This is a genomic window from Enterobacter cloacae complex sp. 2024EL-00214 (assembly GCF_043945575.1).
GTDB classification, from domain to species: Bacteria; Pseudomonadota; Gammaproteobacteria; order Enterobacterales; family Enterobacteriaceae; genus Enterobacter; species Enterobacter cloacae_P.
The window spans coordinates 72,239-93,871 of record NZ_JBIMRC010000012.1 but is presented as its reverse complement, the minus strand read 5'-3'; the positions used below and the strand labels follow the sequence as shown (position 1 = coordinate 93,871).

Genomic DNA, 21,633 nt, shown 5'->3' with positions numbered 1-21,633 from the left:
TATTTCCATAACAGTTTGACAGATATTTCGTGGAGCATAACTTGTGATGAAAAACTATTCTCGAGCCAATACCGGTATTGATTTAAATCTTATCCCCGTATTTATTGAAGTGGTCCGCTGCGGCAGCATGGCAAAAGCCTCAGTGCGTCTGGAAATGTCCCGCCCGGCGGTAAGCCTGGCATTAAAACGCTTTAGCCAACTCTTTGACGAACCATTATTTTTCCGCAAAGGTTTATATCTGGAACCAACCGAAAAAGCGTTAGCCTTAACCAGCTCGCTGGAAATATTAGTGGGTGATATTCACGATAATCTCGGGGCGATAAATTCAGCGACAAATAAAACCCTGGCACACAATGCACCAGGGCTGGATATTATTATGCAACAGCCTGAGCCGTCAGTTTGAATGATGACATGGCTTCCATCAGCTCACGCGACTGCTCTTCCAGCGAGCGTGTCGCGGCAGAAGATTGTTGCACCAGCGCCGCGTTTTGCTGCGCGGTTTCGTCCATCTGATTCACCGCGATATTCACCTGCTCAATACCGCGACTCTGTTCCTGAGACGCGGTAGCAATTTCGCGCATCAGTTTGGTCATGCGCAGGACTTCAGTCGCGATTTCGTCCATCGTTTCACCGGCCTGCTGCGCCAGCTCGCTGCCCTCGTTAACGTGGGTTTGCGAATCACTGATAAGTGAACGGATCTCTTTTGCCGCATCGGCACTGCGGCTGGCCAGGTTACGCACCTCACCTGCCACAACGGCGAATCCACGTCCTTGTTCACCTGCGCGTGCGGCTTCAACAGAGGCGTTCAGCGCCAGGATATTGGTCTGGAATGCGATACCGTCGATGACGCTCAGGATGTCGGCGATGCGCGCCGAGCTGCCAGAGATATCCCGCATTTTCTCGATCACATAGCAGACCATTTCGCTGCCGTGATCGGCAGTGTCGGACACCGACTTCGCCAGCTGGTGTGCCTGTTCGGCGTTATCGGCATTAAGTTTCACCGTCGCGGTGATCTCTTCCATGCTGGCCGCCGTCTGCTCCAGCGACGTCGCGGTGGATTCGGTGCGCTGGGCAAGGTTCATATTCCCCGCCGTTAGCTCACGGCTGCCGGTATCAATTTGTGAACTGGCATCGCGCACCCGCATAACCGAGCCCATTAGCGACTGACGCATCTCTTCGATGGCCGCGTTCAGACGGTTAAATTCCTGGCTCGCAGGTGCATTCAGCGTATGGGTTAAGTCCCCCGCTGCAACATGTTCAAGCTGCGCAATGGAGGCAGAGAGCGGCTTCAGCAACATATTGCGCAGCACCAGCCAGGCCAGCACAATAATCCCGGCCGTCAGCAGCGCCGCCACGACAATCAGGATCAGCACCCGGTTTTTACTCGATTGCACCGCGCTCACTTCCGCTTTTCCGCGCGCTTCGCTCCATGTCTGGAACGCCTGCATATCGTTATCAAACTGCTTCGCTACCGGGATCAGCCTGTTCTCCAGCAGATCGTAGTAGCTGTCTGCATTCTGGTCGTTCAGGGCTTTCAGCATCGGGTTGATCCCTTGCTGGTTATACGCCGCGAGACTCGCCGCGACCTTATCCAGCAACTGCTGTCCTTGTTTGTCCGCCACACCATCGTCGATCACGCTTTTCAGCGTTTTTTGCGCCTGGATGACTTCCTGATTGATGGTTTTCACCGACTTCGCCGCATCGTCCAGCATGCCGATTTCCATCATGCGGACGGCCTGGCTTGCTTCATTGCGCGCACGCAGGATCAGCGTATAGCCAGAATTAAGCTGCACCATCTGTTCACCCTGAAGGTGGTTGATGCGCTGGAGTGAAGACGAACTCTGTGTGAGGGCATAAATACCAATGCCGCTGACAATCAGCAGCAGAAGGGTCATAACGGCCAGTAACGAAAGCAAGCCGGTACGAATCGATAGCGTTTTCAGCATGATATTATTTCCGGTAGCGAGATATTTCTGGGCATAAAAAAAGATTATCGGCCGCTACCGGAAAATGTTTAGACTTTAAGCAAATTCAGCGTGTTATCACTTTGTTGCTGATGTGCTTACACGCGTAACAGGCGAGTTCTGGCGGTTCTCCCACAGTACCGTCAGGCCACGTTGCAACGCGATAAAAATAAAGAGCAGAATGCCGATGGCGATTTTCGTCCACCACGAACTGAGCGTGCCGTCGAAGTTGATGTAGGTCTGAATCAGCCCCTGGATCGCCACGCCAAACAGCGTCCCGAGCACCGTTCCCACCCCACCGCTGAGCAGCGTTCCGCCAATCACAACTGAGGCAATGGCATCAAGCTCCACGCCCACCCCTGCCAGAGCGTAACCGGCCTGGGTATAAATGGAGAAGACGATACCTGCCAGCGTCGCCAGTCCGGTAGAGAGCATATAAATGCGGATGGTGGTGCTGCGGGTGGAGATCCCCATCAGGTTCGCCGAGGTGGCGCTGCCGCCAATGGCGTAAACCTGATTACCAAACCGGGTGCGATGAGCGAGGAAGATCCCAATCACGACCACGCCCAGCATCAACAACCCCATCGCGCTCAGGCGGCCACCGCCAGGGATTTTCCACGCCAGGCTGGAGAGCGTGTCGTAAACCGGATGGTTAATCGGAATGGACTCTTCCGACACCAGATAGCTGACGCCGCGCAGAAAGAACATTCCCGCGAGAGTGATGATAAAGGCCGGGATTTTTAGCGCATCTATCAGCAGCCCCATAAAGGCACCAAACGCACAGCCCAGCACCAGTATCAACGGGAAGGCCAGCAGCGGTGAAATGCCCCAGAAACCGATCGCTTTCGCGAGAAACACACCGGTAAACGCGATCACCGAACCCACAGAGAGATCGATCCCGCCCGAGAGGATCACAAAGGTCATGCCGACGGCGATAATGCCTAAAAAGGCGTTATCCGTCAGGATGTTGCAAATGACGCGCGTGGAAGCAAAGCCGGGGAACTGGGTCAGGCAATAGAGATACCCCAGCACAAACACGCCCAGCGTGATCATCAACGGTAAATTACGTTTTATCATGGCCACGGATCCCCTTAATGATGCTAACAAAGCGCGGCGACTGAACAATCAGCACGCAGAGCACGACCACCGCTTTCACCACCTGGTTGAGTTCCGGCTGAAAGCCGGAGAGCAGGATACCGGTATTCATTCCCTGAATAATCAGTGCGCCGACTACCGAGAGCAGCAGGTTAAAGCGTCCGCCCATCAACGATCCGCCGCCAATGACCACCGCCAGGATCGCATCCAGCTCCAGCCATAACCCGGCATTGTTGGCATCAGCCCCACGGATATCTGCCGCGACAATGATCCCGGCGATGGCAGCGCAGACACCGCTCAGCACGTAGGTCAGCATCACCATCAGCCGGGTATTCACCCCAGCGTTTCGCGCGGCGCGAATGTTGATCCCAACCGCTTCAATAAACATGCCGAGCGCCGTTTTACGGGTAAACAGCCAGAACACCACTAACGTCACCAGCGCAATAATGACCGGCGTCGGGAAAAAGAGCAGCTTACCGCTACCGAGCCACGCCAGGCCCGGCGAGTTGAAAGTGACAATCTGACCGGAGGTGATCAACTGCGCCACCCCGCGTCCGGCCACCATTAAAATCAGCGTGGCGACAAACGGCTGGATCTTGAGAACCGCCACCAGGATACCGTTCCACAGCCCGGCCAGAACGCCCGTGCCTAATGCGGCCAGCAGTACCACCGGCAGGCTATGTCCGGCCACGGTCATCGAGGCGGCAGTGGCACCTGCAATCGCCATCACTGCACCAACGGAAAGGTCGATACCGCCGGTGGCAATGACCAGCGTCATGCCAATCGCCAGCAGGGCCACGGGAGCGGCGCGGTTTAAGATGTCTATCGGGCTACCAAACAGGCGGCCATCCTGCACAATAATCTGGAAGAAATGCGGGGCGACCAGGCTATCGACCAGCAGTACCAGCAGCAGCGCGGCAATTTGCGGCGTGCCGGTCGGCCAGTTAAAGCGGCGCTTTGACTCACCAGTTTGCGAAAGCGAACGGGGCATCACGATTAACTCCTTATGCCGCGATGGCATTCATGATTGCCGGAACGGACAGTTTATCCAGCGGGATCTCTGCCACCTGCTTGCGATCGCGCATGATAATCACGCGATCGGCATACCCCACCAGCTCCTCCAGTTCGGACGAGATCACCAGCAGCGCCAGCCCGTCGGCACAGAGCGTTTCGATAAGCCGGATAATTTCGGCATGCGCCCCGACGTCAATACCGCGCGTCGGTTCGTCGAGGATCAGGAACTGGGGTTTAGTCAGCAACCAGCGTGAAAGCAGTACCTTCTGTTGGTTACCGCCGGAGAGAAACTCAATGGGTTGTTCCGCGCTCGGGGTGCGGATCCCCAGCTGGCGGATAAAGCGTTCGGCAATCGCATTTTGTTCTTTACGCGGAATCGGTCGTAACCAGCCACGCTGCGCCTGCAGAGCAAGAATGATATTTTCCCGCACGGAGGCCGCGGCAATAATGCCGTCCGTTTTCCTGTCTTCCGGGCAGAACCCGACCCCCAGACACGAAGCCTGATGTGGCGATCGCAGCGTTTGCGGTTTGCCTTTGATCAACGCGCTGCCGCTGTCGGCAGGTTTGATCCCGAAGATCACTTCGGCGGTTTCGGTACGGCCTGATCCGAGCAGGCCTGCCAGGCCGACAATCTCGCCGGGGCGCACCTCCAGATTAAACGGCGAGATCGTCCCTTTTTTGCCGTAATCGCTGAAAGCGGCGACCGGTTTATCGCTCAACAACGTGCGGCCTGCACGCTGGAGCGCATTGGTATCCAGCTCACGGCCCAGCATCATTTTAACCAGCTCAATCTGCGGTAGCTCACGGGTTTCGCGACAGCCGACAAAACTGCCGTTGCGCAGCACCGTAATCCGATCGCTCACTTCATACACCTGATCGAGGAAGTGGGTGACGAAGATCAGGCTCACCCCCTGATTGCGCAACTGGCGCATCAGAGTAAAGAGCATCTCCACTTCCTGGGTATCGAGGCTGGCGGTCGGTTCGTCGAGGATCAGCACTTTCGCAGAGAGATCGATGGCACGGCAAATGGCGACGATCTGCTGCATCGCCACGGAAAAGCGGTTTAACGGCTCGCGGACGTCGAGGGAGAAACCGTAAGACGCCATCAGTTTCGTTGCCCGCGCTTCCATCTCTTTACGCCGTAACAGGCCAAAGCGCCGTGGCTCACGGCCAATAAACAGGTTATCCGCCACCGACATATTCGGCAGCAGGTTCACTTCCTGGTACACCGTCCCAATTCCCAGCTGCTGGGCATGGGCGGTATTTTTTGGCGAAATCGCGTTGCCTTCCAGCCAGATGGAACCACGATCGGCGTGATAAACGCCGGTCAGGGCTTTAATCAGCGTTGATTTTCCCGCACCGTTCTCACCCAGCAGCGCCATGATCTCGCCACGTCGCAGGCTAAAATCGACGTTATCCAGCGCCTTTACGCCAGGGAAAAATTTGCTTAATCCTTCTGTGCGGAGGATTTCCTGGTGTTGTTCAGTGGTCATGGTTATCCCCCTCACCCTGGCCCTCTCCCCATAGGGGAGAGGGGAACGGGCATTAGTAGCCCATATTTTTCTTCTTCTCTAACTCTTCTTTGGCAGTATCTGGCAGGTAGAGTGTGGATTTAGTGATGGTCAGCTTCTCAGGCAACGTGCCGTCTTTCTTGAATTTCTCCAGCGCATCAAATGCCGGGCCGGCCATGTCTGGCGTCAGCTCAACGCTGGCATTCGCTTCACCGTCCATCATCGCTTTGTAGATATCCGGCACGCCATCGATAGAGCCGGTGAGGATATCTTTACCCGGCTTCAGGCCCGCTTCTTTAATGGCCTGAATAGCACCGATCACCATGTCATCGTTATGGGCGTAAACCATGCAGATGTTCTTGCCGTTGTTTTCAGCCTTGATAAAGCTTTCCATAACCTCTTTACCCTTGCTGCGGGTAAAGTCGCCGGACTGAGAGCGGATAATCTTGATGTTCGGCGCTTTAGCGATGGCTTCTGCAAACCCTTTCTTACGGTCGATAGCCACGCTCGCGCCCACCGTACCCTGCAGCTCAACCACGTTACACGGTTTGCCACCCACCTGTTTCACCAGCCAGTCTCCAATTAATTGACCCTCAAGAATGTTGTTGGCGGTGACGGTGGTCATATAGAGAGATTTGTCTTTTACATCAATGGAACGATCGAGCAGGAAGACCGGGATCTCAGCGTCTTTGGCTTCCTTCAGTACCGGCTCCCAGCCTGTGGCCACCACCGGCGCAATGAAGATGGCATCCACCCCCTGAGCGATGAAGGAACGCACGGCTTTAATCTGGTTTTCCTGTTTTTGCTGACCATCGGCAATCTTCAGCGTGATGCCGCGTTTCTGGGCCTCGCTTTTCGCAACGTTGGTTTCAGCCGCACGCCAGCCGGATTCAGACCCGACCTGCGAAAATCCTACGGTTAAAGGTGCGGCCATCGCCATAGACGACATGGCTGCCGAAACTGCTGTGACAAGAAGTAAGCGCTTCCACATATGAACGTCCTCGTAGGGGGGTTTATTGTTGGTTAAAAGGTGTTCTGCGGAAAAACTATAGACAATACGAGATGTAACGGATTGCGTTACATCACACTTCAGAAAAGTGAACAAAGCGTTAATAACAAGTTTGTAATCGTTTTCATTTTGCCATGAAAAATGCAGCTGTGATTATGGACTTTCCTGCTATGAAATTGCTCTGAAAAGTGGGAAGAACGAGGAGAGAAGACGAAAACAGGCGGAGACATTCAGCGCCAGTTGGCTATAATACCTGCCACTTGTTTACCATCCATTTTAAAGGACACAGACATGAGCTTACTCAACGTCCCTGCGGGTAAAGAACTGCCTGAAGACATCTACGTTGTTATCGAAATCCCGGCTAACGCAGATCCTATCAAATACGAAGTGGACAAAGAGAGCGGCGCGCTGTTTGTAGACCGTTTCATGTCTACCGCAATGTTCTATCCATGCAACTACGGCTACATCAACCACACCCTGTCTCTGGACGGTGACCCGGTTGACGTGCTGGTCCCAACACCATACCCACTGGAGCCAGGCTCCGTCATTCGCTGCCGTCCAGTTGGCGTGCTGAAAATGACCGACGAATCCGGTGAAGATGCAAAACTGGTTGCGGTTCCGCACACCAAACTGAGCAAAGAGTACGATCACATCAAAGATGTGAACGACCTGCCAGAACTGCTGAAAGCACAGATCACTCACTTCTTCGAGCACTACAAAGACCTCGAAAAAGGCAAGTGGGTTAAAGTTGACGGCTGGGACAACGCTGAAGCTGCGAAAGCAGAAATCATCGCGTCCTTCGAGCGTGCAGCTAAGAAGTAATTCTTACCGCTGATAGTAAGCCCCGCATGTCGGGGCTTTTTTGTATCCGTTGCAAATTGTCACAAAAATGTCACAAAGAGATTTTCGCTCACGATATTAATTAGATAGCGCTTTTTACCTGCCTTACCTCCGCTTTGCCCCCTTAAAGTCCGCCTTCTACAGGTCGATACCTCCCCTGCGTGACCGCGATCGCTTTTTCACTTAACGGGAAATCATGAAACTCAACACACTCACAATTGGACAACGTCTGGGGCTTCTGGCGTCGCTTCTGCTGCTTGCGACCCTCTTGATTGGCCTGCGTGGCCTGCTGATCAATAGCGACAGCCGGGCGCAGAACGAGCAGATTATGACGATGGAACAGACCATCACCCGCAGTATCGACACCGCCCGTAATGCCCAGGTGCAATTCAAAATTCAGGTTCAGGAGTGGAAGAACACGCTGATTCGCGGTGCTCAGGGGCAAGAGGCATTCGATAAATACAAACAGGCCTTTATTGCAGAAAGCCAGAACACTCAGGCACTGCTGACACGCCTGAGCGAATTACTGCCAGAGATTGGCATGGATAACCAGCAAGTGCTGGAAACACGCGACATTCACGCCGGTCTTGAACAGAAATACCTGGCGGCACTGGCCACTTATCAGGTGGGTGATGCCACCAGCGCCCAGCGTGTGGATCAACAGGTTACGGGGATCGATCGTGAACCCACTAAAATGATCGACAATGTCGTGGCGCGTACGCTGCAACATGCTCAGGCGCTCCACCAGCAAACTATCGCCCGTAATCAGGAGCAATACCAGCAAACGAAATGGATGTTAATGCTGACAATGGCCCTCACACTTGCCGCCGGACTGCTCGTCACCTGGTGGCTGATCCGGAGCATCACCCGCCCACTGGCACAGGCTGTCATCATTGCCCGTACCGTCGCCGCCGGGGACTTACAGTCCAGCTTTACCGTTGACGGGCGTGATGAAACGGCTGAGCTGATGCGTGCCCTTCAGGAGATGAATGACAACCTCACGCGTATCGTCTCTGGCGTACGTAACGGCACCGAAACCATCGCCACCGCGTCGGCGCAGATCGCCAGCGGTAGTCACGAGCTTTCATCCCGTAACGAAGCACAGGCCAGTGCGCTGGAACAAACTGCCGCATCAATGGAGGAGCTCACATCGGTGGTGAAAAGTAACGCCGAAAACTCGCGTACCGCCAGCGATCTTGCCAGAAGTGCCCGTCAGGTTGCCAGCCAGGGTGAAGAGGCGGTTGAACGCGCAGTACAAACCATGAGTGAAATCCACAATTTCTCCAGTGAAATCAATACGATTATCGGTATGATCGACAGTATTGCCTTCCAGACCAATATCCTGGCGCTAAACGCAGCCGTTGAAGCCGCGCGTGCAGGCGCTGAGGGGCGTGGCTTTGCGGTAGTTGCTGCGGAGGTTCGTGCGCTGGCACAGCGTTCAGCCGCCGCCGCCAAAGATATTCGCGTTCTTATCGACCGTTCCGTGAACCGTATTGACGAGGGGAATGGGCAGGTGAAACAGGCCGGTGCAGCGATGGCAGATATTCTGCACAGCGTCAGTAAGGTGAGTGAACTGATTGAGGCGATTTCACATGCCAGCCATGAACAGAGCACCGGAATTGATCAGGTGAATGTGGCAGTGACCCATATGGATGCGGCTACACAGCAAAACGCCACCTTGTCGCAGGAATCTTCTGCGGCAGCACAGGCGATGCATCGTCAGGCGGAACAGCTGCTGGATACGGTACAAATATTTAAGCTACGTCAGGAAGCGGTTTAACGCTGATAAGCTCTTGCACTGAAAAAACAACGCCACCTTACGGTGGCGTTGTCGTTTTTCAGTACTGGTCTCTGTCTAACCAGTTACCGCTTTCAATCCGCGTTAACCCTTCGACCGGACGCTGATAGACGTACATCCATGCACTTCCATATGGCGTCTGGATCAACTGGCGTGCGTATTCACCGCCCCTGGTGCGCAAGGCATCAAGTTCGGCAAGCGTGGCATTATCAATACGATAAACCTCACCCTGTACCGTTCCGTCCCCCGGAACCGCGCCTGGATAGTGGCCCAGACTGTACAACTGGTAGTTCTCGATATTGTAATTTCCCAACAACTGGGCGTTGGTCATCCAGTGACTGTTGCCTTGCTTGGTTCGTAAACTGCCGTAAACAAATATTCGCATTGCTAAAACTCAAACTGATAGAGCAGATCAAGTGCCTGGTCTACGCCGGACACTGCTTCCAGATATAGCTTAGGCATCAGGCGATAGCGTAACGTGAGTGTTGCCAGTGAGTCAAAGATCCCCACACCGTATTTTACCTGCAGACCCGGCAGTACATAGCCGCTGACCACCACCTGCGAGGAGTCACCCACGCCCTGGGTGTCCAGCGCCAGATTACTTACGCCGAACGTCTCACCGATTTTACCCACAACCTGACCACTTTGTGCAACCCCCAGCCCCACTAACATTGACGTCATCGCCGCACTGTCGTTTTGACCGCTATCCAGACCCTGCCCACGCAGCAGGTAAGAGAGGGCTTCCTGTTGCGACATTGCCGGGTCAGAGAAAATCTCGGCTTTCGGTTCATCGGCAGAACCGGTGACGCGCACGCCAGCAATCACGTCGTTTTCCGTGGCCTCAGGATTACGAATCGCTTCGATATTCAGCAGCGGTTGATCCGGTGGTCCGGAGAACAGCAGTATACCTTTACGCACAATCAAATCCTGACCGTAGGCATGGAAACGCCCTTCAGGAATATTGATTTGCCCGTTAAGACCTAATCCCTGCTTATCCTGCGCGACGTTCAGATCGCCAGTCAGTTTCGCCTTCAGCCCAAACGCATCCAAACGCACGTTATTCCCCACGTGCACAATAAGATTACTATTGATCGGTATGCCAGCGCTCTTCTGTTCGACAGGTTTCAGATTATCATTGAGCATAACTTCATCGCTTGAGACACCCACTGCGCTTTCCGGCACGTCGTGAACCACAATTCGCGCCCACGGCACGTCCACGCGTCCATCCAGTGTGAAGAGGCTCGGTGTTGCTTCAAAGACAATATCCGGCGACACGTCCAGGCGCACCATTGGCGGTACGGTGATCCGCACCTTACTGCCTTTTGCTGCAATGCGAGCGCGCCAGTTATCGAGCTGGCTCCAGTCTGCATCACCGCTCAGGTTGATTTGCCCCTGCTGCGTTCGCACCACACCGGCGATAGTCGAGCGCATGCCGTTGAAGTTCATCGCTATCTGGCTTGGCTGCATATCAAACGGCATAAAGTTACCGTCAATATCCACGCCGTTTAGCTGCATCTGACCAAACAGCTGCGGGCTTTGCGCATTACCTGCCAGACGCAGGTTTGCACTGAGCATCCCCGCCGCTTTTTCTCCGCGAGAGAAAATCGGGTTCACCATCGCCAGGTTGAAATTGCGGATATTGACGTTACCGCCCAGATTGCGTCGCCCTTGCGGATCGGTAATCTGCACCTGCCCGTCAAACTGACCGTTGTTGGTCAGGCGGATAAGCCATCCCAGCTCTGCGCGGTTGTTATGCAGATCGGCACTCAGGTTGAGGGTATCGAACACCACCGGCAACGGTGCGCTGTTTACCTCCTGTGTCACCTTCACGTTACGGCCAGAGAGCGTAACGCTACCCTGCGGCAGCCCCTCTTTGGTGGTGTCCCAGACCACGTCAGCTTTACCGCTGAAGACACCGCTGGCCTGCGTGGTTTCCGGCATAAACGGCTTCAGCATCGCCAGGTCGAAACGATTGAGGTTGATCTGCGCACGCCCCTCCGCACCGGCATCGATGGTTTGCGGCACGCACAGCTCAGCGTTCGGGTTGGTCCAGCAATGTGGCCCGATGCTGATTTTCTGCTCAGCGTTACGATAGTCCAGCGCAATGGCACGCGACAGCGCCAGTGGCCCGACAGGGGTATTAAAGCGGGTGTTATCCAGCGTCCCTTTCCAGCGTTCTTCCTTACGGTCAAAACGGCCCGCCAGATGGAGTTGCCCGGAAACGGGTTCGCCCTGCACGCGCAGCTGGAGGTCATGCTGCTTCTCGTTACCTTTCGCCTCAAGCGTCACCAGATTGATATTCACATCCGGCTGGGCAATGCGCTCTACGCGCAGGTTCAGGTTGCCGCCGATCTGATCGGTAGACTTCACATCCCCTTCCACGCGCACACGGGCAACAGACAGTTCCTGCCAGCGCAGATTACTGGCCGTGATATCTGCCAGCAGCTGCGGCGCATCTACCGTGCCGCGCACCTTCACTAACCCCTTCGCCGTGCCGCCAAGCCCTGGCAGGGCGTTATCCAGATTCGGTGCATCGATGGTGGCATCCAGATTGAGATCCTTCACCCCCAGCTCGCCTTTGATATCCGCCGTGTTACGCCCCAGAGCCACATGCAAGCCCGGGATCACCCACTGCAGGTAGCTGTTGCCCTTCAGCGAACCTTCCACGTTAACCTTGTTCTGCTTCACGTTACCGGTGAGCTTAATTTCCGGCACATCCATCTGCCACGAGCCACCGTACAGGCTGCCGCGCGTTTTGATCAGGCCATCAAATTTAGACGGCCAGTCCGGTACCTCTTTCCCCGTGTTGATGCCCGTCAGCTTCAGCTCGCCGTGCCAGCTGATCGCCTGCTGCCAGTCGAGTAAAGCGGTCAGTTCCGTTTTCCCTTCCAGCGCCGCAACGGTCAGTTTGTCGAGATTAACCTGCTGTTCGTTACCCTTTGCATCCAGCGTGATAGTCGCTGGCGGCACGCCCTGCCCCTTCACTGCCGTGCGGAACGACAGCGTGTAACCGGTCATCTTGCCACTCAGCTTCAGCTTCAGGTCGTTGGCCTGGAACTGTTTTTCGCCGGTGAATGGCCAGTAAAGCTGCTGGCTGACAATATCGAGATTGAGAGGCAACCCGGCTTCCGCCAGCTGTGCCTGCGCCCGCAAGACCATATCTACCGGGCCGGAGAGGTTCACGCCAACATCCAGTTTGTCGCGCAGCGCACCGCCGACTTTTACCTTCACTTTCTCGCCCTTCAACGGGTCGATGTTGAGCGCACTGTTCAGCGTGATATCCACCGGCCAGTTATCGCGCAGTAGCGCATGACCAGACGCATTGACGGAGCCCTGGCTGGTATCAACATCCAGCGCGTCGAGCTTCATATTGCCGTCAATGCTGCTGACTTTAAGCAGCAGGTTATAGACCGTCAGATCGGTATCACCGGTCAGACGCAGCTGCTCACCCTTAAACTCTTCGATATTGAGGTTCAGCGGCAGATGAACATCCGTCATCTCCGGTAAAACAGGTTTCGAGAAGAGATCTTTCAGCGTTTCACCCAGCGGTTTTTCTTCCGGCTGCGGGTTCTGGATCTTCGGCTCGACGATCTTCTCCTGAGTCACCTGCGCCACTTTCGGCAGCGCAATCAATAGCCCCTGCAGGGAGGTTGGCGTCAGAGTCAGGTTCTTCTCCTCCCAGCGCAGGCCGGAGGTGAAATCCATCACCGACACGGTGGTGTCGTCTATGTTGATATTGACGTTATCCAGCGCCACGCGATAGAGCGCAATCGGGTACGGCGTGGAGAGGTTCAGTGGGCCGCTGTCCTCTTCTTCAACCGGTGCTGATTTCGGCATTTTTTTCGAATCAATCGCCACATTCACATCTTTTAGCGACAGATCGTTCACACACAGCTTGCTGTCCCGCAGGCAGCCCAGCTTGACCGCCAGGTGGAATTCCCCCGCGTTGACCGCTACGCCTGGTTGCGCATAACGAACATTCTTCAGACGCAGATCGCGCCAGCCGCCTGTCACCTGGCCAATTTCCAGCCCCGGAACCCAGCGGTTTGCCGCGTTAAACACCAGATGCAGGCCGGTTGTCGTACCGACCAGAAACGCCACCGTGCCGAGCAGCAGCACGATAAAAATCAACACCCCGAGGCTTATCTTCTTCCATAAACTCATAATTCAGGCCCCAGACCGATGTAAAACTGTAAACCGTGTTCCTTTTTGTCTCCCACCGGAACGGCGAAGTCGAGCTTGATTGGCCCAACGGGAGACTGCCAGCGCACGCCAACGCCTGCGCCGGTTTTAAAATCGTTTGTACGGATGTCGTTCACCGCCTCACCACCATCGACAAACATCGCGCCCCACCATTTCCCGCTGACGTTGTACTGATATTCCAGCGAGCCGGTCGCCAGCTTTGATGCCCCGGTCAGCTGACCTTTATCGTTTTCTGGCGAAATGGATTTGTACTTGTAGCCGCGAATACTGCGGTCGCCACCGGCGAAGAAACGCAGATCGGGCGGAACTTTGTCGAAGTCCCCGGTTTCAATCCAGCCGAGGTTCCCGCGTACCACGAAGCGGTGTTTATCGTACAGCGTGCGGATCCAGACGTTTTGCGCCTGCACGACCGCGAAGTCGACGTCAGAACCCCACATCGTACTGGAGTAATCAACAGAATAACGCTGGGAGTCGCCCCAGGTGGGCATCAGGCCGCCGCGTGAACGGGTGCGGCTGATCATCACGCCCGGATACAGCAGCATGGTCGTGTTGGTAACGTTAGCCTGGGTAAAGTGGTCAAGGCTCCAGCGCAGGTTGATAGCGCGCTGCCAGCCGCTGGAAAGATCCCAGTAACGCGAAACGGCGAGCGTGGTGGAATCCGCCCGGGTATCGTTCAGGTCGGTACGCTTAAAGCCGCCCTGAACGAGGTAATATTGCTCCAGCGGATTTTTCAGCAACGGCATTTTGTAGCTGAAATCGAGCTGTTGTTCCGGTGCGGAGATACTGGCACTGGTGGTCAGGCTATGGCCCCAGGAGTTCATCCACGGTTTTTTCCACGTCGCCTTCACGCGCGGACCGACGTCAGTCGAATAACCGAGCCCTGTCTCAACGGTGTTCTCTGTGCGCGGCGAAACCACGCCGTGCAGCGGCAACACTTTCGTTTTACGTGATTTATCAAACTCTGGCGCGACCACAACGGAGTTAAACCACCCGGTTGCCGACAGACGACGGTTTAGTTCTGCCAGGTCTTTTGACTGGTAGTAGTCCCCCTTCCTGAAGGGGATCAGGTTTTGCAGGTATTCATCACGAATTTGCGAGCCTTCGAACGTCACGTCACCAAAGCGATAGCGTTCACCGCTGTCGTAGTCGATATCCCAGAAGGCCTGGTGTCTGTCCAGCGCAATACCCAGCTGGCTTTTGTTGAACTGGCTGTCGAAGTAGCCCTTACGCAGCGACACGCTCGTCAGCTCTTTTTTGAAATCGTCGTAGTCACCGTGATTAAGCACGGTACCGATTTTAGGCCGCGTGCTGAGCAATTCCAGGTAATCCCGGTCCGTACGTGCGCCACCGCGTAACACAACATCAGTACCGCCAATCAGTACCGGTTCGCCCGGCGAGACGCGGGCAATCAAAACCTGTCGCCCCTTCTTTGGCGGCGGGCGAAGATCAAAATCAATGGTGGGTTCGTAATACCCCAGAGCCTTCAGCCCTTCGCGGATCGCATCATCCACGCGCGCACGAAAACGCCGGTCCGGCGTCACTTCGTCACTCTGGATCGTCGACAGCTGTGCACGCACGTTTTTTTCCAGCGCTCCGGATAACCCCTCAACCTGCAAACGAACATTCGCCGCGCTGGCGACTCCGCTTGTCAGTAATAAACTGACTAAACATAACTGGCGGATCTTTGGCACGTTTTCTCCTGAATATCCTTGTTTCCACCCCTGGAAGCAAATGAAGTGCCGCTCCGCGGTCCTCTACGGCTTATCAGCCCAAAACCCAATTCATGGGTTGAAAAAGGGTGTAATACCCAAATATTTCTTATGATTAAATCTAGACTCATTTAGCGTATTTATTGTGTTCAATTAAACGCTTCGTGACAACCTTAACCGAAACATCGCTACCCGGAGGCCCCACCGTGAGTTTATTCGACAAAAAGCATCTTGTTTCTCAGGCCGATGCATTACCGGGACGGAATACCCCAATGCCTGTGGCGACCTTGCATGCTGTAAACGGTCATTCCATGACAAATGTCCCGGAAGGAATGGAAATCGCCCTGTTTGCGATGGGCTGCTTCTGGGGCGTCGAACGTCTCTACTGGCAGCTACCCGGCGTTTACAGCACCGCTGCGGGCTACACCGGAGGCTACACACCAAACCCAACCTACCGTGAAGTGTGCTCCGGCGAAACCGGTCATGCCGAAGCGGTGCGCGTGGTGTATGACCCAGCCGTGACAGGCTACGAGCAACTGCTGCAGGTCTTCTGGGAAAATCACGACCCGGCGCAGGGTATGCGTCAGGGTAATGATCACGGCACCCAGTATCGCTCTGCGATTTACCCGCTCACGCCAGAGCAGGAAACGGCGGCGCGCGCCAGCCTGGAGCGCTTCCAGAGCGCAATGCACACCGCCGGTGACGATCGTCAGGTCACGACGGAAATTACCGCTGCGAAACCGTTCTACTATGCCGAAGACGACCACCAGCAGTACCTGCATAAAAACCCGTATGGCTACTGTGGCATTGGTGGTATCGGCGTGTGCCTGCCACCACAACTTGCATAAGGATCGCTCAGACCGGGCAGCGACGGAGGTTACCTGGTCTGAAAATCACCATTTTTAGCCAAAAACGTGACCTCTGGCGGGTTTACATACCTTTACGCTATACTACCCGCTGAAATAATCAGCTCAACGCTACGAGCTGGTGTTCAATAGTGTTTTCACACAAACGTGACTAACTTCCCTTCCGAGGATCTGGCGAGAAGCCGGATAAACTATGTTAAACAGTATTTTAGTAATACTTTGTCTTATTGCCGTCAGTGCATTTTTCTCGATATCGGAGATCTCGCTGGCCGCCTCCCGTAAAATCAAACTAAAACTGCTTGCCGATGAAGGCAACATCAATGCCTCACGCATTCTGAAAATGCAGGAGAACCCGGGTACGTTCTTTACCGTGGTGCAAATTGGCCTGAACGCTGTCGCCATTCTGGGTGGTATCGTGGGTGACGCTGCGTTTTCCCCGGCCTTCCATAGCCTCTTTATTCAGTACATGTCCGCAGAACTTGCAGAACAACTCAGCTTTATTCTCTCCTTCTCGCTGGTGACAGGTATGTTCATTCTGATCGCCGACCTGACTCCGAAACGCATCGGTATGATTGCGCCAGAAGCTGTGGCTTTGCGTATCATCAACCCGATGCGCTTCTGTCTGTTCGTGTTCCGCCCGCTGGTGTGGTTCTTCAACGGCCTGGCCAACATGATTTTCCGCATCTTTAAGCTGCCAATGGTGCGTAAAGATGACATCACTTCCGACGACATTTATGCCGTGGTGGAAGCCGGGGCGCTGGCTGGCGTACTGCGTAAACAAGAGCATGAGCTGATCGAGAACGTGTTCGAACTGGAATCCCGCACCGTGCCGTCCTCCATGACTGGCCGTGAAAGCGTGATTTGGTTCGATCTGCATGAAGACGAACAGAGCCTGAAGAACAAAGTGGCGGAACATCCGCATTCTAAGTTCCTGGTATGTAACGAAGATATTGACCACATCATCGGTTATGTCGATTCCAAAGATCTGCTGAACCGCGTACTGGCGAACCAGAGCCTGGCGCTCAACAGCGGCGTACAGATCCGCAACACCCTGATTGTGCCAGATACTCTGACGCTCTCTGAAGCGCTGGAAAGTTTCAAAACCGCCGGTGAAGACTTCGCGGTTATCATGAACGAATACGCACTGGTGGTGGGTATCATCACCCTGAACGACGTCATGACCACGCTGATGGGCGACCTGGTCGGCCAGGGTATGGAAGAGCAGATTGTTCAGCGTGACGAAAACTCGTGGCTGATTGATGGCGGTACGCCGATTGATGACGTCATGCGCGTACTGGACATCGACGAATTCCCACAGTCCGGCAACTACGAGACGATCGGTGGTTTTATGATGTTTATGCTGCGTAAAATCCCGAAACGTACCGATTCGGTGAAGTTCTCCGGCTACAAGTTTGAAGTGGTGGATATTGATAACTACCGCATCGACCAGCTGCTGGTGACGCGTATTGATAATAAACCGACCGTGCTGGTACCGAAGCTGTCAGAAGCGGAAGAGAAGGTGTCGGCGTAACGCCCTGCATACCCCTCATACATCAACGGCTCCCATCGGGAGCCGTTTTTTTAAACAACTGCATAGCACGCTGGTTAAGCCATCTCAGTTTGCAGACGCATAACCTGACGGTTGACTTCGGACATCACAGACAAGTGCTGTTTGTCCTTCACTCTTGGGATAAGGATCTTGCCCTTATCGAACTCAAAAGCGCCAACATCCTTGATATACAACCGTCCACGGAACAGGATCTTCACGTACTTCGCCACCTGAAGCGGGTTGTAGCGTTGGAAAATTTTCATTCTTGTATCTCCTGCGAATCATACGCTCTTGCGGTGCCACAATCGGCCCGACTGTCCTGAGCGCAAATTTTAGTGCCCATTGACTATAGATCAGAAAACTATTGATACCCAGTATGCATAAGTTTATTTACCGTTTTATTACAATTATTCAGAACAATCTTTGCAAACCGTGAGCGGACGCAGTATAAGCCGTCGTTTTTTCATGGATATGTGCGTTGACCCGCAAACTGGCATTGGGATTGCGGGAAAACCACATTGATCGCACTTATGATTAAAAGCGTAAGACCAAGTGGTCGGATCACCTGCAAACAATAAGGAAACACCATGACCCTACGTAATATCCTGGCAGCAGCATGCCTGCTCCTGCCCCTGTGGGCTTGCGCACACAACTTTGAAAACGGACAACGTGTGCCGCCGGTCGGGATTGCTGACCGGGGAGAACTGATTCTCGACAATGATAAGTTTAGCTACAAACCCTGGAATAGCGCGCAGCTCGCGGGCAAAGTGAGAGTTGTACAACATATTGCCGGACGTACATCAGCAAAAGAGAAAAACGCGAATCTGGTGGAAGCAATCAAGGCCGCAAAATTCCCCCATGACCGTTACCAGACCACCACCATTGTTAACACCGACGATGCCATTCCCGGCTCCGGGATGTTTGTTCGCTCAAGCCTGGAGAGCAATAAACAGCTCTATCCGTGGTCACAGTTTATCGTCGACAGTAACGGCATCGCGCGCAAAGCCTGGCAGTTGGAAGAAGAGAGTTCGGCAATTATCGTGCTGGATAAAGAGGGCCGCGTACAGTGGGCTAAAGACGGGGCATTGACCCAGGAAGAAGTGCAGCAGGTGATTGCACTGCTGCACAAACTGCTGGCTCAGTAGATAGAAACACGGAAGCCGGGGTTCAGGAATGATTCGCGCGGGGTGTAGTCCAGCGGCTTACCCTGCCAGTCATGAACATGCGCACCGGCAGCCACTGCAACCGCATGGCCTGCCGCCGTATCCCAGACATTCGTAGGCCCAAAGCGTGGGTAAAGCTGCGCATGACCTTCCGCCACCAGGCAGAATTTCAGTGATGAGCCAATCGAGGTAGTCTGGTGTTCACCCAGCTGCTGCAGGTATTCCTGCAGTTCGCTGTCGCTGTGCGAACGGCTGATGACCACCAGCGGTGGACGCGCATCGCGCACCCGAATTTGCTTACGCACGCCGCACTCTTCCTTCCAGGCCTTACCTTCCGCCGCGCTGTACATGACTTTCATCACCGGTGCGTATACCACCCCGAGTACCGCTTTCCCCTTTTCAATCAGGGCGATATTCACGGTGAACTCACCGTTACGCTTGATGAACTCTTTGGTGCCATCCAGCGGGTCTACCAGCCAGTAACGCTGCCAGTGCTGGCGTTCATCCCAGCCCTGCGGTGCCTCTTCTGACAAAACGGGGATTTCTGGCGTCAGGGCCTGCAACCCTTTGAGGATCACACCATGCGCCGCGATATCCGCCGCCGTAACCGGGGAGTCGTCCGCTTTGCTGACAACATCCATTGGTTTTGCACCATCATACACTTGCATGATGGCATCACCCGCATCCCGTGCGAGCTGACAAATCTTATCTAACATTCTCCACCTCTTCGTTAACGCAGTGGGCATAACTTATTGTTTTAGTTATATCGTAATGTGAACAATTCCGCTATCTGTGAAGCAATTCCGGTTTAAACGCACTTTTTTCTGGCAGGATTCACAATTCTGTAAGCAACAAAATATACATACATATTCTTTTGTGGCTTGGATCGAAAAAAGGACTCCTCTGATGATTAAGTTTAGCGCAACGCTCCTGGCGACGCTGATTGCGGCAAGCGTTCAGGCGGCGACGGTAGATCTCCGTATTCTGGAAACCACCGACCTGCACAGCAACATGATGGACTTCGATTACTACAAAGATACCTCGACCGAAAAATTCGGACTGGTACGCACGGCAAGTTTGATCAACGCCGCACGAGGTGAAGTAAAAAACAGTGTCCTGGTCGACAACGGAGATTTAATTCAGGGTAGCCCGCTTGGCGACTATATGGCAGCGAAGGGGCTGAAAAAAGGCGAGATCCATCCGGTGTATAAGGCAATGAACACTCTGGATTATACCGTCGGCAACCTGGGTAACCACGAGTTTAACTACGGACTGAAATACCTTCATGATGCGCTGGCCGGCGCTAAATTCCCCTACGTTAACGCCAATATCATCGATGTTAAGACCCAGAAGCCGTTATTTACCCCTTACCTGATTAAAGAAACTGCCGTCGTCGATAAAGAAGGTAAAAAGCAGACGCTGAAAATCGGCTATATCGGTTTTGTACCGCCACAGATCATGACGTGGGATAAAGCCAACCTCAACGGCAAAGTGACCGTCAACGACATCACCGAAACAGCGCGTAAATACGTGCCGGAGATGCGCAAGAAAGGGGCGGATCTGGTGGTGGTGGTCGCTCACTCCGGGCTTTCCGCCGATCCTTATCAGGCGATGGCTGAAAACTCGGTTTACTACCTGAGCGAAGTCCCGGGCGTCGACGCAATTCTGTTTGGCCACGCTCATGCGGTCTTCCCGGGTAAAGATTTTGCCAGCATCAAAGGTGCAGACATCAAAAAAGGGACATTGAATGGCGTACCGTCCGTGATGCCTGGTATGTGGGGTGACCACCTCGGCGTGGTGGATCTGGTGCTGAATAACGACGGTGGCAGCTGGAAAGTCACACAATCCACAGCCGAAGCGCGCCCAATTTATGATGCCGCGGCCAAAAAATCACTGGCTGGCGAAGACAAAAAGCTGGCCGACGTGCTGAAGCATGACCATGACGCGACGCGAGAATTCGTCAGCAAGCCGATCGGTAAATCTGCCGACAACATGTACAGCTACCTGGCGCTGGTACAGGATGACCCGACCGTTCAGGTGGTCAACATGGCGCAAAAAGCCTATGCCGAACACTTTGTGCAGGGCGATCCGGATCTGGCAAAACTGCCGGTACTGTCCGCCGCTGCGCCATTCAAAGTAGGCGGGCGTAAGAATGACCCGGCAAGCTATGTTGAAGTCGAAAAAGGCCAGTTGACCTTCCGTAACGCCGCCGACCTCTATCTCTACCCGAACACCCTGGTGGTGGTTAAAGCCACAGGGAAAGAAGTAAAAGAGTGGCTGGAGTGCTCTGCCGGGCAGTTTAATCAGATCGATCCCAACAGCAGCAAACCGCAGTCGTTGATTAACTGGGATGGGTTCCGCACCTACAATTTCGACGTCATCGACGGGGTGAATTATCAGATTGATGTCACTCAGCCCGCGAAGTATGACGGCGAATGTCAGGCCATTAATCCGCAGGCGGAACGCATCAAAAACCTGACCTTTAATGGCAAGGCCATTGACCCGAATGCCACCTTCCTGGTGGTGACCAATAACTACCGCGCCTACGGTGGGAAGTTTGCCGGTACGGGTGATAGCCACATCGCGTTTGCATCACCGGACGAGAACCGCTCGGTGCTGTCAGCATGGATCAGTGCAGAGTCGAAAAAGGCAGGTGAAATTCACCCGGCCGTCGATAACAACTGGCGACTGGCTCCGATCCACAGCAATACGCAGCTGGATATTCGTTTTGAAACCTCACCATCCGATAAAGCAGCCGCATTTATTAAGGATAAAGCCCAGTATCCGATGAGCAAGGTCGCGACCGATGATATCGGGTTTGCGGTTTATCAGGTGGATTTGAGCAAGTAAAAAGCCAAACGGCAATGCCACGTCTGTTCCCTCTCCCTGTGGGAGAGGGCCAGAGTGCGGGC

At 54.3% G+C, this 21,633-nt stretch carries 17 protein-coding genes; 7 read left to right on the top strand and 10 right to left on the bottom strand.

Going from position 1 to position 21,633, the window contains the following annotated elements; genetic code table 11:
* Positions 1–46 precede the first annotated feature (46 nt).
* Positions 47–403: a LysR family transcriptional regulator gene (locus ACHHZ6_RS14665; RefSeq protein ID WP_182274612.1), complete on the top strand. Its 357-nt coding sequence runs from the start codon at positions 47–49 to the stop codon at positions 401–403.
* On the opposite strand, the gene ACHHZ6_RS14660 is transcribed toward ACHHZ6_RS14665, so the two are convergent.
* The 5 genes from ACHHZ6_RS14660 to ytfQ all read right to left on the bottom strand — a co-directional run bounded on the left by ACHHZ6_RS14660 (position 375) and on the right by ytfQ (position 6,575).
* Positions 375–1,946, bottom strand: coding sequence for a methyl-accepting chemotaxis protein (locus tag ACHHZ6_RS14660; protein ID WP_182273530.1), 1,572 nt, complete (start codon positions 1,944–1,946; stop codon positions 375–377). The two genes, ACHHZ6_RS14665 and ACHHZ6_RS14660, sit on opposite strands and share 29 nt — an antisense overlap.
* A 96-nt stretch (positions 1,947–2,042) precedes the next feature.
* Positions 2,043–3,041: a galactofuranose ABC transporter, permease protein YjfF gene (gene yjfF / locus ACHHZ6_RS14655; protein ID WP_182919302.1), complete on the bottom strand. Its 999-nt coding sequence runs from the start codon at positions 3,039–3,041 to the stop codon at positions 2,043–2,045.
* Entirely contained in the window at positions 3,028–4,053 is a 1,026-nt protein-coding gene (gene ytfT / locus ACHHZ6_RS14650) for a galactofuranose ABC transporter, ATP-binding protein YtfT (RefSeq protein WP_182273528.1), read from the bottom strand. Before ytfT ends, yjfF begins: the two co-directional genes overlap by 14 nt.
* Positions 4,054–4,063: 10 nt before the next feature.
* A complete protein-coding gene (gene ytfR, locus ACHHZ6_RS14645) occupies positions 4,064–5,566 on the bottom strand; it encodes a galactofuranose ABC transporter, ATP-binding protein YtfR (RefSeq protein ID WP_182919301.1) in 1,503 nt (500 codons plus the stop codon).
* A 52-nt stretch (positions 5,567–5,618) separates the two neighbouring features.
* Entirely contained in the window at positions 5,619–6,575 is a 957-nt protein-coding gene (ytfQ, locus tag ACHHZ6_RS14640; RefSeq protein WP_182273526.1) for a galactofuranose ABC transporter substrate-binding protein YtfQ, read from the bottom strand.
* A 309-nt stretch (positions 6,576–6,884) separates the two neighbouring features.
* On the opposite strand from ytfQ, the gene ppa reads away from it, so the two are divergent.
* Positions 6,885–7,415 (top strand): inorganic diphosphatase, encoded by a 531-nt coding sequence (ppa, locus tag ACHHZ6_RS14635; protein WP_010427397.1) that lies wholly within the window; start codon positions 6,885–6,887, stop codon positions 7,413–7,415.
* A gap of 214 nt (positions 7,416–7,629) precedes the next feature.
* Positions 7,630–9,213 (top strand): methyl-accepting chemotaxis protein, encoded by a 1,584-nt coding sequence (locus ACHHZ6_RS14630; protein ID WP_182273525.1) that lies wholly within the window; start codon positions 7,630–7,632, stop codon positions 9,211–9,213.
* Positions 9,214–9,271: 58 nt separating this feature from the next.
* Here ACHHZ6_RS14630 and ACHHZ6_RS14625 read toward each other — a convergent pair whose 3' ends face one another.
* From ACHHZ6_RS14625 to tamA, 3 genes are read right to left on the bottom strand one after another with little or no spacing between them, the layout of a single operon-like run.
* On the bottom strand, positions 9,272–9,616 hold the full coding sequence (locus ACHHZ6_RS14625; protein ID WP_182273524.1) for a gamma-glutamylcyclotransferase: 345 nt from the start codon (positions 9,614–9,616) through the stop codon (positions 9,272–9,274).
* A gap of 2 nt (positions 9,617–9,618) precedes the next feature.
* Complete coding sequence (gene tamB / locus ACHHZ6_RS14620) at positions 9,619–13,395, bottom strand: autotransporter assembly complex protein TamB (RefSeq protein ID WP_395122476.1); 3,777 nt, start codon at positions 13,393–13,395, stop codon at positions 9,619–9,621.
* On the bottom strand, positions 13,392–15,125 hold the full coding sequence (gene tamA, locus ACHHZ6_RS14615) for an autotransporter assembly complex protein TamA (RefSeq protein WP_182273522.1): 1,734 nt from the start codon (positions 15,123–15,125) through the stop codon (positions 13,392–13,394). The genes tamB and tamA overlap by 4 nt, the downstream gene beginning before the upstream one ends.
* Before the next feature lie 224 nt (positions 15,126–15,349).
* Here tamA and msrA point away from each other — a divergent pair, with 224 nt between their 5' ends.
* Both msrA and ACHHZ6_RS14605 read left to right on the top strand, forming a co-directional pair.
* Positions 15,350–15,991: a peptide-methionine (S)-S-oxide reductase MsrA gene (gene msrA, locus ACHHZ6_RS14610; protein WP_182273521.1), complete on the top strand. Its 642-nt coding sequence runs from the start codon at positions 15,350–15,352 to the stop codon at positions 15,989–15,991.
* Between the two features lie 211 nt (positions 15,992–16,202).
* A complete protein-coding gene (locus tag ACHHZ6_RS14605) occupies positions 16,203–17,540 on the top strand; it encodes a hemolysin family protein (protein ID WP_182273520.1) in 1,338 nt (445 codons plus the stop codon).
* 74 nt (positions 17,541–17,614) lie between these two features.
* Here the strand turns inward: ACHHZ6_RS14605 and ACHHZ6_RS14600 are convergent, their stop codons facing one another.
* Entirely contained in the window at positions 17,615–17,821 is a 207-nt protein-coding gene (locus tag ACHHZ6_RS14600) for a DUF1107 domain-containing protein (RefSeq protein ID WP_182273519.1), read from the bottom strand.
* 324 nt (positions 17,822–18,145) lie between these two features.
* Here ACHHZ6_RS14600 and ACHHZ6_RS14595 point away from each other — a divergent pair, with 324 nt between their 5' ends.
* Entirely contained in the window at positions 18,146–18,703 is a 558-nt protein-coding gene (locus ACHHZ6_RS14595) for a YtfJ family protein (protein WP_182273518.1), read from the top strand.
* Here ACHHZ6_RS14595 and cysQ read toward each other — a convergent pair.
* Positions 18,697–19,437: a 3'(2'),5'-bisphosphate nucleotidase CysQ gene (gene cysQ, locus ACHHZ6_RS14590; RefSeq protein ID WP_182273517.1), complete on the bottom strand. Its 741-nt coding sequence runs from the start codon at positions 19,435–19,437 to the stop codon at positions 18,697–18,699. The two genes, ACHHZ6_RS14595 and cysQ, sit on opposite strands and share 7 nt — an antisense overlap.
* 190 nt (positions 19,438–19,627) lie before the next feature.
* On the opposite strand from cysQ, the gene ACHHZ6_RS14585 reads away from it, so the two are divergent.
* Positions 19,628–21,571, top strand: a complete 1,944-nt coding sequence (locus tag ACHHZ6_RS14585) for a bifunctional 2',3'-cyclic-nucleotide 2'-phosphodiesterase/3'-nucleotidase (protein WP_395122473.1) — start codon at positions 19,628–19,630, stop codon at positions 21,569–21,571.
* The last annotated feature ends 62 nt before the right edge of the window (positions 21,572–21,633 follow it).

Bases quoted from the DNA above. Each gene is read 5' to 3' on its own strand.
- ACHHZ6_RS14665 (WP_182274612.1), top strand. From the start codon at position 47: ATGAAAAACTATTCTCGAGCCAATACCGGTATTGATTTAAATCTTATC.
- ACHHZ6_RS14660 (WP_182273530.1), bottom strand. From the start codon at position 1,946: ATGCTGAAAACGCTATCGATTCGTACCGGCTTGCTTTCGTTACTGGCC.
- yjfF (WP_182919302.1), bottom strand. From the start codon at position 3,041: ATGATAAAACGTAATTTACCGTTGATGATCACGCTGGGCGTGTTTGTG.
- ytfR (WP_182919301.1), bottom strand. From the start codon at position 5,566: ATGACCACTGAACAACACCAGGAAATCCTCCGCACAGAAGGATTAAGC.
- ytfQ (WP_182273526.1), bottom strand. From the start codon at position 6,575: ATGTGGAAGCGCTTACTTCTTGTCACAGCAGTTTCGGCAGCCATGTCG.
- ppa (WP_010427397.1), top strand. From the start codon at position 6,885: ATGAGCTTACTCAACGTCCCTGCGGGTAAAGAACTGCCTGAAGACATC.
- ACHHZ6_RS14630 (WP_182273525.1), top strand. From the start codon at position 7,630: ATGAAACTCAACACACTCACAATTGGACAACGTCTGGGGCTTCTGGCG.
- ACHHZ6_RS14625 (WP_182273524.1), bottom strand. From the start codon at position 9,616: ATGCGAATATTTGTTTACGGCAGTTTACGAACCAAGCAAGGCAACAGT.
- tamB (WP_395122476.1), bottom strand. From the start codon at position 13,395: ATGAGTTTATGGAAGAAGATAAGCCTCGGGGTGTTGATTTTTATCGTG.
- ACHHZ6_RS14605 (WP_182273520.1), top strand. From the start codon at position 16,203: ATGTTAAACAGTATTTTAGTAATACTTTGTCTTATTGCCGTCAGTGCA.
- ACHHZ6_RS14600 (WP_182273519.1), bottom strand. From the start codon at position 17,821: ATGAAAATTTTCCAACGCTACAACCCGCTTCAGGTGGCGAAGTACGTG.
- ACHHZ6_RS14595 (WP_182273518.1), top strand. From the start codon at position 18,146: ATGACCCTACGTAATATCCTGGCAGCAGCATGCCTGCTCCTGCCCCTG.
- cysQ (WP_182273517.1), bottom strand. From the start codon at position 19,437: ATGTTAGATAAGATTTGTCAGCTCGCACGGGATGCGGGTGATGCCATC.
- ACHHZ6_RS14585 (WP_395122473.1), top strand. From the start codon at position 19,628: ATGATTAAGTTTAGCGCAACGCTCCTGGCGACGCTGATTGCGGCAAGC.